At 63.5% G+C, this 12,451-nt stretch carries 8 protein-coding genes; 3 read left to right on the top strand and 5 right to left on the bottom strand.

Annotation, left to right across the window (positions count from 1 at the left end):
- Nucleotides 1-14: 14 nt before the first annotated feature.
- Nucleotides 15-632 (top strand): ribosome hibernation-promoting factor, HPF/YfiA family, encoded by a 618-nt coding sequence (gene hpf / locus ABC728_RS18395; RefSeq protein ID WP_416618288.1) that lies wholly within the window; start codon nt 15-17, stop codon nt 630-632.
- 69 nt (nt 633-701) lie between these two features.
- The gene (gene ptsN / locus ABC728_RS18390) at nt 702-1,160 is read left to right on the top strand and encodes a PTS IIA-like nitrogen regulatory protein PtsN (RefSeq protein ID WP_416618287.1); all 459 of its coding nucleotides are present in this window, start codon (nt 702-704) and stop codon (nt 1,158-1,160) included.
- Nucleotides 1,161-1,605: 445 nt separating this feature from the next.
- Here the strand turns inward: ptsN and gltB are convergent, their stop codons facing one another.
- The 5 genes from gltB to clpS all read right to left on the bottom strand — a co-directional run bounded on the left by gltB (nt 1,606) and on the right by clpS (nt 11,361).
- Nucleotides 1,606-6,147, bottom strand: coding sequence for a glutamate synthase large subunit (gltB, locus tag ABC728_RS18385; protein ID WP_416618286.1), 4,542 nt, complete (start codon nt 6,145-6,147; stop codon nt 1,606-1,608).
- A 2-nt stretch (nt 6,148-6,149) separates the two neighbouring features.
- On the bottom strand, nt 6,150-6,812 hold the full coding sequence (locus tag ABC728_RS18380; protein ID WP_416618285.1) for a glutathione S-transferase family protein: 663 nt from the start codon (nt 6,810-6,812) through the stop codon (nt 6,150-6,152).
- 56 nt (nt 6,813-6,868) lie between these two features.
- Entirely contained in the window at nt 6,869-8,320 is a 1,452-nt protein-coding gene (locus tag ABC728_RS18375) for an NAD(P)-dependent oxidoreductase (protein WP_416618284.1), read from the bottom strand.
- A 407-nt stretch (nt 8,321-8,727) separates the two neighbouring features.
- Nucleotides 8,728-11,028 carry an ATP-dependent Clp protease ATP-binding subunit ClpA gene (clpA, locus tag ABC728_RS18370; protein ID WP_416618283.1) on the bottom strand — a complete coding sequence of 767 codons (2,301 nt, stop codon included), beginning with the start codon at nt 11,026-11,028 and terminating at the stop codon, nt 8,728-8,730.
- A 6-nt stretch (nt 11,029-11,034) separates the two neighbouring features.
- A complete protein-coding gene (gene clpS, locus ABC728_RS18365) occupies nt 11,035-11,361 on the bottom strand; it encodes an ATP-dependent Clp protease adapter ClpS (RefSeq protein WP_416618282.1) in 327 nt (108 codons plus the stop codon).
- Between the two features lie 148 nt (nt 11,362-11,509).
- Here clpS and ABC728_RS18360 point away from each other — a divergent pair, with 148 nt between their 5' ends.
- Nucleotides 11,510-12,448: an undecaprenyl-diphosphate phosphatase gene (locus tag ABC728_RS18360; RefSeq protein ID WP_416618281.1), complete on the top strand. Its 939-nt coding sequence runs from the start codon at nt 11,510-11,512 to the stop codon at nt 12,446-12,448.
- Nucleotides 12,449-12,451 lie beyond the last annotated feature (3 nt).

Genomic DNA, 12,451 nt, shown 5'->3' with positions numbered 1-12,451 from the left:
ACGACAGGTCGAATATGCAAGTCACCGTCAAAGGCAAGCAACTGGATGTGGGAGATGCCCTGCGGACCCACGTGAAGGATCAGCTGGCATCCTTGGTCGGGAAATATTTCGGCAATCCGATAGAGGCGACGGTCATCCTTTCCAAGGATGCTCATCTGTACAAGGCGGATATCCAGGTCCATGTGGGCCGCGGCATCCTGCTGCAATCGAACGCCGAAGCGACGGAACCCTACCCCGCCTTCGACGAAGCCGCCGACAGGGTCGCCAAGCGCCTGCGCCGCTATAAGCGCCGGCTGAAGGACCATCACGAGCGAACGAACCTGAACCAGCTTCCCGTTCAGCCGGCCCGCAAGTACATCCTTGAAGCGGCCGCGGAAACAGACGATTATGAGGAGGATGAAAACACCCCGCCGGAGGCCAATGGCCATTACGGCACGGTCGTCGCCGAGATGGAAACCGCCATCGAAATGCTGACCGTCAGCGAGGCCGTGATGCGCATGGACCTTGCGGAATTGCCGGCCTTGATGTTCCGTAACCGGGCACATGGCGGCTTGAACATGATATACCGCCGCCCGGATGGCAATATCGGCTGGGTCGATCCCGCCGGTGCGAACGGTTCGTTGAAACAGTAAGGCGATGCGTACCCCATGGCTCTTTCCTTGCGCTCCGTATCCCCTTCATTGCAGGCGCCTTCGGCTACGATGAATGATCTTTTGACGCCGGAGGCGATCCTCCCGAACCTCAAGGCCGGCTCCAAGAAGCAGGCCTTGCAGGAACTGGCCAGGAAGGCGGCCGAGTTGACCGGCCAGCACGAGCGATCGATTTTCGACGTGCTGGTGGAACGTGAACGGCTGGGCACCACGGGCGTGGGGCGTGGCATCGGTATTCCCCATGGCAAGCTGCCGGGCCTGCCCGGCGTCATGGCCATTTTCGCCCGGCTGGAGAAGCCGGTCGATTTCGAGGCGATCGACGAGCAGCCGGTGGATCTGATCTGCCTGCTGCTGGCCCCGGAAGGGGCTGGTGCGGATCACCTGAAGGCGCTGGCGCGTGTGTCCCGCCTGCTGCGGGACCCGGCGCTGTGCGACAAGCTGCGCGGCGCGGAAACGGGTGATGCCCTTTACGCGCTGCTGGCCCAGACCGAAGAGGTCAGTGCCGCATAATAATCAGGCTTCACGTTCTATGGGTAAAACAGGCCGGCGCCCCACCAGGGGCGCCGGTTTGCATTGGAGGACCCAGATCATGGGCCGGCAGCCCTTGCCATATCCTGTTCCTTACAGACTCTCTTCACCTCATACCAAGTTGCGGTGATTTGAACTCATCGCACCTTGTTTGGCGCGCCCATACGCGCGCAAGCCCAGCCGCCGGATGGCGGCGCCCGGCGCATGAGAGCTGCATTGATCAGGACCGTCGGTTCTGATCAATGCAGATACGCATCACAGGTAAGGATAGAAGCGAAAGGCCCGGTCCGGCCTGCGACTCGTAACCCGCAGAAAGCCTGACATCCCGAGTCGCGCATGAAAAGGAAAAGGGGGCCTTACGGCCCCCTATCCTTACTTGTCCTCATCCGATCCCGGTGAGTGGAGCTCACCAGAACAGGGGATATCCTTACTCCGCGCTCAGTCGTTCCGCTGCCGTAACGGGGACCGGCAGCCGGCTCAGCATCTCCTTCGGCACGACCTGCCAGAATTTGCCCCGCACCAGTTCCCAATCATTCAGAAGCTGGGCTGCCCAGCGGCTGCCCGTCTCGTCGACATGCTCCTGGATCAGGGCTTTCAACTGGTCCTCGTAATGCGGCACTTCGAGGCGCTGCCAGATCACGCTTTCCGGGTTCACGAACAACGGGAAGCTGCCTTCCTCGTCATAGACATAGGCCATGCCCCCCGTCATGCCGGCGGCGAAATTGTCGCCGACCCTGCCCAGGATGGCCGCGAGGCCGCCCGTCATGTATTCGCAGCCGTTGGAGCCGCAGCCTTCGACCACCACGGTGGCACCGGAATTGCGGACCGCGAACCGTTCACCGGCCTGGCCCGCCGCAAACAGCTTGCCGGCCGTGGCGCCGTACAGCACCGTGTTGCCGATGATCGTGTTCTCGTTGGTCTTCAGCGGGCTGGCCGTCAGCGGACGGACCACGATGGTGCCGCCCGACAAGCCCTTGCCGACATAGTCGTTGGCGTCGCCGAACACTTCCAGCTTAAGACCCTGCACCGCAAACGCACCCAGCGACTGGCCGGCCGACCCGCGCAGACGGACGGTGGCGTGGCCGGGCTGCAGGCCCTTCATGCCGAACTTGCGGGTGATCATGCCCGACAGCGCCGTGCCGATGGCACGGTGCGTGTTCTGAGCGTGATACTGCATCTGGGTCTTCTCCCCGTCCTCGAACAGGGCGCGGGCGTCCTTGATCATCTGGGCGTCCAGCGTGTCCGGCACCTCGTTGCGGCCGACCAGCGTGCAGTACCGGGCATATTCGCCCGGATCGGCCACGGCCAGCAGCGGGTTCAGGTCCAGGTCGTCCAGGTGGGCGGCACCACGGCTGACCTGATGCAGCAGGTCGGCGCGGCCCACCACCTCGTTCAGGGTGCGGAAGCCCAGCCCGGCCAGGATCTCACGCACCTCTTCGGCGATGAAGCTGAACAGGTTGACCACCTTTTCCGGCGTGCCGGTGAACTTCTCGCGCAGCGCCTCATCCTGCACGCAGACCCCGACGGGACAGGTGTTGGAATGGCACTGGCGGACCATGATGCAGCCCATGGCGACCAGGGCCGCCGTGCCAATGCCGAACTCCTCCGCCCCCAGCATTGCCGCCATCACGATATCACGGCCGGTCTTCAGGCCGCCATCGGTGCGCAGCGTCACGCGGTGGCGCAGGCGGTTCAGCGTCAACACCTGCTGCACCTCCGACAAGCCCATTTCCCACGGCACGCCGGCATATTTGACCGACGTCTGGGGAGAGGCCCCCGTGCCGCCATTATGGCCGGCGACCAGGATGATATCGGCACCGGCCTTGGCCACGCCGGCCGCGATGGTGCCGATGCCCGAGCGCGACACCAGCTTCACGCAGACCTTGGCGATCGGGTTGATCTGCTTCAGGTCATAGATGAGCTGGGCGAGGTCTTCGATCGAGTAGATATCATGGTGCGGCGGCGGGCTGATCAGCATCACGCCCGGCGTGGAATGGCGCAGCTTGGCGATCAGTTCGGTAACCTTGAAGCCGGGCAACTGCCCGCCTTCACCGGGCTTGGCGCCCTGGGCCACCTTGATCTCGATCTCGCGGCACTGGTTCAGATATTCCGCCGTCACGCCGAACCGCCCGGACGCCACCTGCTTGATGGCGCTGTTCCAGTTGTCGCCATTGGCGTCCGGCTTGAAGCGTGCCGGGTCCTCACCACCCTCCCCGCTGACCGAGCGGGCGCCGATACGGTTCATGGCGACGTTCAGCGTGCCATGCGCTTCCGGCGACAGGGCGCCCAGCGACATGCCCGGCGTGATGAAGCGGCGGCGCAGGCTGGTGATGCTCTCCACCTCGTCCACCGGCACGGCCTTGGCGCCATGCTTGAAGTCCAGCAGGTCGCGCAGGTTGATGGGCGGCCGCTTGTGCAGGGCCTCGGAATATTTCTTGAAGGTGGAGAAGCTGTCGGTGCCGACGGCCGTCTGCATCAGATGGATCAGGCCCCCTTCCCAGGCATGGCGGTCGCCGCCCTTGCGGAAACGGTAGAAACCGCCGACCGGCAGGGCCACCACATCCTCGTCATAGGCCGTCTGGTGCTGGCCCAGCACCTCTTCCTGGATACCCAGCAGACCCAGGCCGGAGATACGGGACGGCAGACCGGGGAAATATTCCGCCGCCAGGGAGCGGGACAGGCCGATCGCCTCGAAATTAAGGCCGCCGCGATAGGAACTGATGATGGAGATGCCCATCTTGGACATGACCTTCAGCAGGCCGTCATTGATGGCCTTCTTGTAGCGCTTCAGGCAGTCTTCCAGGCTCATCTGCCCGAACAGGCCGCGGCGATGACGGTCGGCGATGGCTTCCTGGGCGATATAGGCGTTGACGGTGGTGGCACCGACGCCGATCAGCACCGCGAAATAATGCACGTCCAGACATTCGCCCGATCGCACATTCAGGCTGGTGAAGGTGCGAAGCTGCTGGCGGATCAGGTGGGTATGAACCGCACCGGTGGCCAGGATCATCGGCATGGGCGCACGGGTGCCGTCCATGGCCTCATCGGTCAGGATGACATGGGTGGCACCGCCGCGCACCGCGTCCTCCGCCTCCTGACGGATGCGGCGCAACCCGTCGCGCAGGGCATTGTCGCCGGCCGCCGGGTCGAAGGTGCAATCGATCTCCGCCGCCGTGGTTCCCATATATTTGCGCATGGCGCGGAATTCGGCACTGGTCAGCACCGGGCTTTCCAGTTGCAGCAGGCGGCACTGGGTCGAATCCTCGTCCAGGATATTGCCCAGGTTGCCCAGCCGCGTCTTCAGCGACATGACGCGGGTTTCGCGCAGGCTGTCGATGGGCGGATTGGTGACCTGGGCAAAATTCTGACGGAAATAATGGTGCAGACCGCGATACTTGTCGGACAGCACGGCGATGGGGCTGTCGTCGCCCATCGAGCCCACGGCCTCCTTGGCGTCGTCCACCATGGGCTGCAGGATCAGTTCCAGATCCTCCATGGTGATGCCATAGGCAAGCTGGCGGCGGCGCAACTCGTCCTTGGACAGTTCCGCCGGCTCCACCGGGGCCTTCTTCACCAGATCATCCAGAACCGTGATCTCGCCAATCCAGTTTCCGTAGGGCCGCTGGGCCGCCAGATTGTCCTTGATCTCCCGGTCATGGAACAGCCGGCCTTCCTTCAGGTCGACGGCGATCATCTGCCCCGGACCCAGGCGGCCCTTCTCCACCACGGCCTGCTCATTGATCTTGACCATGCCGGTTTCCGAACCGCCGATGATCAGACCGTCGCCCGTGATGACATAGCGCAGCGGGCGCAACCCGTTGCGGTCCACACCCCCCACGACCCAGCGGCCATCATAGATGGCCAGGGCGGCCGGGCCGTCCCACGGCTCCATCACGGCGTTGGAATAGGAATAGAGATCGCGGTGAGCCTTGGGCATCACCTCCTTGTTCGACCAGGCTTCCGGCACCAGCATGGTCTTGACCATGGGCGCCGAGCGGCCGGCCATCATCATCAGTTCGAACACGGCGTCCAGCGCGCCGCTGTCGGACGAGCCGACGGGGATGACGGGCTTCAGATCCTCCACCCAGGCGCCGAACAGCTCATGATCCATCCGGGTCTCATGCGCCTTCATCCAGTTCACGTTGCCGCGCAGCGTGTTGATCTCGCCATTATGGGCCAGCGTGCGGAACGGCTGGGCCAATTGCCAGGTCGGGAAGGTATTGGTGGAATAGCGCTGGTGATAGACGGCGAAATTGCTCTCGAACCGTTCATCCAGCAGATCGGGATAAAAGGCCGTCAACTGCTCGGCCAGGAACATGCCCTTGTAGATGATGGACCGCGCCGACAGGGTGCAGATATAGAAGCCGCCGATCTGCTCGCTCGCCACCGCCTTCTCGATGCGGCGGCGGATGATGTAGAGGTCGCGCTCGAACTGGTCTTCCGGCACATCCTTGGGGTTGCCGACCATGATCTGCTCGATCTCCGGCCTTGTGGCGTTGGCCTTCTCGCCGATGATGGAGATGTTGATCGGCACCTGGCGCCAGCCATAGATCGTATAGCCCCAGTTGAGAATCTCCGTCTCCACGATGGCGCGGCAACGCTCCTGCGCCGACAGGTCGGTGCGCGGCAGGAAGACCTGACCGACGGCGATCAGCCCCTGGGGCAGCGGATGGCCCGTGCGCACCACATGCTCGCGGAAGAAAGACTGGGGCAGTTGCACATGGATGCCCGCACCGTCGCCCGTCTTGCCGTCGGCATCGACGGCACCGCGATGCCAGAGCGCGCGCAGCGCCTCCACGGCCTTTTCCACCACCTCGCGCCGCGGCTTGCCGTCGATGGCCGCCACGAAGCCGACGCCGCAGGCATCATGCTGTTCGGTATCGACGAAGGCGGTGGTGTCCAGCAGGGCCTTGTTGGCAACGTATTCGGCCGCGAAAATCTCACCGGCGTGAATATTGGCGTCGGTCATGGTCAGGCCCCTTGGCGTTCGGAAGTCAGTGCATCGGCCACGGACACGGGCGTGCCCACGGCGTCGGTGATCTTGATGTGGTTGGGCTGGGCCGCGAACCGGTCCAGCCAGTCGCGGATGGCGGGATAGGGGGCAAGGTCGAAGCCCCCCTCCTCCGCCACATGGGTATAGGCATATAAGGCAATGTCGGCGATGGTGGCGTTCTGCCCGACGAACCAGTCACGGCCCGTCAGGTGGCGTTCCATCAGTTTCAGCGCCGCATGCCCGTTCTCGCGCTTGGCGATCAGGGCATGGATGCGCTCCGGGTCCATCGCCACCTTGTGCGTGATCCAGAACCGGGCCGTCGCGATGTTCGGCTCGTGGCTGTACTGTTCCCAGAACAGCCATTGCAGGACGGCCGCCTTGTCCCGGCGGTTATCCGGCCAGAAGGACGTATCCTCGGCCAGCCAGCGCAGGATGGCGTTGCTTTCGGCCAGAAAGTCGCCGGGCGCCAGCCGCAGCATGGGAATGCGGCCATTGGGGTTGAGCGCCAGGAATTCCGGCGTCCGCGTCTCACCCCTGTCGATATCCATTTCCACGCGCTGGAACGGATGCCCGAGCTGCGTCAGCAGCCAGCGGCACTTGTAGCCGTTCCCTGAGGAAAGATGATCGTAGAGGCGGAGCATGGACGCAATTCACCTGTCGACGGCGGATTGAAGGAAACGCGCGCTGGCAGGGCGGCTCACTCGGCGGCCACGGCCACCGGCGCGGTCGCGATCCTGGCCTGGATGTAGCGGTGGATGCCATCGGCGGCGTCGCGGCCATCCTTGATGCCCCACACGACCAAGCTGGCGCCGCGCACGATGTCACCGGCAGCGAAGACACCGTCCAGGTTGGTCATCATGGTGGCGTACTTCACCTGCACCGTGCCCCAGCGGCTGACCTTCAGCTCCGGCGCACCGAACAGGGTGGGGATATCCTCCGGATCGAAGCCCAGCGCCTTGATCACCAGGTCGGCATCCATGGTGAAGTTCGACCCCTCGATGGGCAGCGGCGTCTGGCGGCCCGTGGCGTCGGCCACGCCCATATGCATCTTGTGGGCCTTCACGCCCGTCACCTGGGCGTCACCGGTGAAGCCCTCGGGCGCCGTCTGCCAGACGAACTCCACGCCCTCTTCCTCGGCATTGGCGGTTTCGCGCTGGGAACCGGGCATGTTCTTGCGGTCGCGGCGATAGACGCACTTCACCGACATCGCCCCCTGGCGGATGGCGGTGCGCACGCAATCCATGGCCGTGTCACCGCCGCCGATGACGACGACATTCTTGCCCGCGGCGTTCAGCTTGCCCGTCTCGAAATCCAGGACCGTGTCGCCCAGGCTCTTGCGGTTGCTGGCCGTCAGATAGTCCAGCGCCGGCACGATGCCGTCCAGCCCGGAGCCCGGTCCGCCCAGATCGCGGGCCTTGTAGACGCCGGTGGCGATCAGCACGGCATCATGTTCGGCGCGCAGGGTCCGAAGATCGGTGCTGCGCCCGATCTCCACGCCCAGATGAAACGTGACGCCGCTTTCCTCCAGCAGCTTCCAGCGGCGGATGACCACATCCTTTTCCAGCTTGAAGCCCGGAATGCCGTACATCAGCAGCCCGCCCACCCGGTCGTACCGGTCATAGACATGGACCTGATAGCCCTTCTTGCGCAACTGGTCGGCCGCGGCCAGGCCGGCGGGACCGGCACCGATGATGGCGACGGACTGCGCCCGCTCCACGCGCGGCACGGTGGGCTTGACCCAGCCATTATCGAAGGCCGTGTCCGTGATGTATTTTTCCACCGCCCCGATGGTCACCGTGCCGTGGGTCGACTGCTCGATCGTGCAATTGCCCTCGCACAGGCGATCCTGCGGGCAGATGCGGCCGCAGATTTCCGGCAGGTTGTTGGTGGCCTGCGACAGTTCATAGGCCTCTTCCAACCGCCCCTCGGCCGTCAGCTTCAGCCAATCGGGAATGTTGTTGGACACGGGGCAATGCACCTGACAGAAGGGCACGCCGCATTGCGAGCAACGTCCCGCCTGCTCGGCCGCCCCCTTGTCGGAGAAACGGGCATAAATCTCGTTGAAATCCTGGCGCCGCGCCTCGGCCTCGCGCTTTTCGGGCATGCGCTGGTCGGTGTGGACAAAGCCGAGCATCTTCTGCGTCGCCATGGAACCGTTCCTTACAAATCTCGCCTCAATCACCGGCGGCGGGGGCCGCCATTTCCGACACGACCGGGGCCTGGGCCGGAAACGGCGCTTGCGGGCAGGTAATCCCCTTTCCCGAAAAGCGCCGTCCATGAGCATATAAAGCGGCGAAAGGCCGTTTACCAGCAGTTTTTTGATGTTAGGTCAGTATAGTTGACCTTTATTCGGCGCATGATGCCCTTGCGATTCCGTTATAGGCCATTGCGAACAGTTCGCAACTGCAAAAATAGGTCCGAACTGGTACCATCTGGGTCGCACGCATTCTTTTCTGCACATCACACAGAGTTGTAAGGGATTGAAGAAAAAGAAAAAGAAACGCCCGGCAAGCGGACTTGCCGGGCGGCTTATGTGCAGGAGGGGCTGATTGGCTGTCAGGCCAACTCCTCCACCTTTTCCTCACGCTTGGACGTCTTCGGCTCGGCATAGTCGAAATCCAGGCCGTCGCCTTCCTTGTTCAGGACGACGCGGACGGCCCCGCCCTTCGACAGCTTGCCGAACAGCAATTCCTCGGCCAGCGGCTTCTTCACATATTCCTGGATGGTGCGGGCCAGAGGGCGGGCACCCATGACGGGATCGTAGCCCTTTTTGGCCAGCCAGGCGCGGGCGCCGTCGGTCAGTTCGATGGTCACGCCGCGGTCCGTCAACTGGGCTTCCAGTTCCATCACGAACTTGTCCACCACACGGGCCACCACTTCCGCCCCCAGGTTCGCGAACGGGATGATCGCATCCAGGCGGTTGCGGAATTCCGGTGTGAAGGCCTTGTTGATGGCGTCCTGGTCCTCGCCCGTCCGCACGCCGCTGCCGAAGCCGATGGCGGGCTTCGCCATGTCGGCGGCACCGGCATTGGTGGTCATGATCAGGATGACGTTGCGGAAATCCACGATCTTGCCGTTATGGTCGGTCAGCTTGCCATGGTCCATCACCTGCAACAGGATGTTGTACAGGTCCGGATGCGCCTTCTCGATCTCGTCCAGCAGCAGCACGCAGTGCGGATGCTGGTCGATGGCGTCGGTCAGCATGCCGCCCTGGTCGAACCCGACATAGCCCGGCGGTGCGCCGATCAGGCGGCTGACCGTATGGCGCTCCATATATTCGGACATGTCGAACCGGACCAGTTCGATGCCCAGGGTACGGGAAAGCTGCTTGGCCACCTCCGTCTTGCCGACACCCGTGGGGCCGGAGAACAGGTAGTTGCCGATGGGCTTTTCCGGCTCACGCAGGCCGGCTCGCGCCAGCTTGATGGCCGACACCAGCGCCTCGATCGCCTGATTCTGACCGAAGACCATGGTCTTCAGGTCCCGTTCCAGGTTCAGCAGCACTTCCTTGTCGTCGCGGCTGACCGACTTGGGCGGGATACGGGCGATCTTGGCCACCACCGCCTCCACATCCTTCTGGGAGATGGTCTTCTTGCGCTTGGCCTCGGGCAGCAGGGCCTGGGCGGCCCCCACCTCGTCGATCACGTCGATGGCCTTGTCCGGCAGCTTGCGGTCGCCGATATAGCGCGCCGACAATTCAACGGCGGTGCGGATGGCATCCTTCGTGTAGCGGACCTTGTGGTGGCTCTCATAATAGGTCTTGATCCCTTCCAGGATCTTGACCGCATCCTCGATCGACGGCTCGTTGACATCAATCTTCTGGAACCGCCGGACCAGGGCACGATCCTTCTCGAAATAGGACCGGTATTCCTTGTAGGTCGTGCTGCCGATGCAGCGCAGGGCGCCCGAGGCCAGCGCCGGCTTCAGCAGGTTGGACGCATCCATGGCACCGCCGCTGGTGGCGCCCGCACCGATCACCGTATGGATCTCGTCGATGAACAGGATGGAGCCGTCCAGCGCCTCCAGTTCGGAGACCACGGCCTTCAGCCGCTCCTCGAAATCGCCGCGATAGCGCGTGCCGGCCAGCAGCGACCCCATGTCCAGCGAATAGATCGTGGCCTTCTTCAGGATCTCCGGCACCTCGCCATGGACGATACGGCGTGCCAGCCCCTCGGCGATGGCGGTCTTGCCGACGCCGGGATCACCGACATAAAGCGGGTTGTTCTTCGACCGGCGGCACAGAATCTGGATGGTGCGCTCCACCTCCTGTTCCCGCCCGATCAACGGATCGATCTTGCCCGACAGCGCCTTCTTGTTCAGGTTGACGCAGTAGGCCTCCAGCGCCTCGGTGCCTTTCTTCACGACCTTCTCCGCCTGGGCGTCATCGTCCGCACCGGACACGCGCTTGGGCTCGGCGCGGCCGGGGGCCTTGGCGATACCGTGGGAGATGTAGTTGACCGCATCGAAGCGCGTCATCTCCTGCTCCTGCAGGAAATAGACGGCGTGGCTCTCCCGTTCGGAGAACAGCGCGACCAGAACATTGGCGCCTGTCACCTCCTCCCGGCCAGAGCTTTGGACGTGGATGGCGGCGCGCTGCAAAACGCGCTGGAAGCCGGCCGTGGGCTTGGCATCGTCGGTCCGGGTGGTGACGAGGTTCGCCAGCTCACCGTCCAGATACTCGACCAGTTCCGTCTTCAGCTTGGCCACATCGACGCTACAGGCCCGCAGCACGGCCAGCGCGTCCTGATCCTCCGTCAGGGCCAGCAGCAGATGTTCCAGCGTCGCATATTCGTGACGCCGTTCATTGGCGTTGGCCAGGGCCCGGTGGAGCGTCTGTTCCAGATTACGCGACAGCATGATGCGCTAATCCTTTTCCAGGGTACACTGTAACGGGTGCTGATGCTGGCGGGCGAAATCCATCACCTGGGACACTTTCGTCTCCGCCACCTCATAGGTGAACACACCACAAACGCCGACGCCACGCCGGTGGACATGCAGCATGATACGGGTCGCTTCATCACGGTTCTTGTTGAAGAAGCGTTCCAGCACATGCACGACGAACTCCATGGGGGTGTAGTCGTCGTTCAGCATGAGCACCTTGTACATGGAGGGCTTCTTGGTCTTGGGCGCCGCCTTGACGACCACGCCCGTCACCGTCCCTCCGTTCCCGTGCTTCTCATCCTCAGACATGGCGGTTAACGATCAATTGATGGGTCCCCCTGACGCGCCCTTCGATCATATGAAATGAATCGGTCCCGTTGGAAGGGCGTATCTGCATTGCCACCCGCGCTACACCCAGAATTTTGGGCCCGCCTTGAAAAGCGGCAGGCGCAAACCCATGACGCCGGCTGCCGGTACCCGCATCCGCCATGTCGCCTTGAATTTCACCATCGCACCTCTCGCCCGGCCCGGCACCGGCTGCTATAAGGCCCGCTGCCCGCGACATGAACGGACCAGAGCCTTGACCGACACCATCCCGTACTTCGACGCCATCCTGCTGGGCCTGCTGGAAGGGCTGACGGAATTCATCCCCGTGTCGTCCACCGGGCACCTGATCCTGCTGGGCGAGATGCTGGGCTTCAAGGGACAGGCGGAGGATGTTTTCAAGGTCGTGATCCAGCTCGGCGCGATCCTGGCCATCCTGCTGGTCTATTTCAACAAGCTGTGGGACGTGCTGAAGGGGCTGTTCGAGCGGCGGACCGAAAGCTATCGCTTCACCGCCGCCATCCTGCTGGCCTTCCTGCCCGCAGCCGTCATCGGCGTGTTCGCCCATTCCTACATCAAGAGCGTGCTGTTCAACCCGACGGTCGTGTCGGTGGCACTGATCGTCGGCGGGGTCATCATCCTGCTGGCGGAAAAGCTGCGACCGCCGCCGCGCCACTTCACGGTGGAGGCTTTCCCGGCGCGCCTGTCGCTCTCCATCGGTTTCGTGCAATGCCTGGCCATGATCCCCGGCGTGTCACGGTCCGGTGCGACAATCATCGGCGCCCTGCTGATGGGTGTGGAGCGCAAGGCGGCGGCAGAGTTCAGCTTTTTCGTGGCCATCCCCACCATGCTGGGCGCCGCCGTCTACGACCTCTACAAGAACCGGGAGGTGCTGGAGGTCGGCAATGTCGGCATGATCGCCGTGGGCTTCGTGATGGCCTTCCTGTCGGCGCTGGTCGTCGTGCGCTGGCTGGTCGATTTCGTGGGTCGGCACGGTTTCACGCCGTTCGCCTGGTATCGCATCGTCATCGGTTCCATCATGCTGGGCTGGCTGACCCTGTTCGCGGGCTGATCC

The sequence above is a fragment of the Niveispirillum fermenti genome (assembly GCF_052474395.1).
Note: the sequence above shows the minus strand (reverse complement) of the source record. Positions and strands in the feature narration are given on the sequence as shown.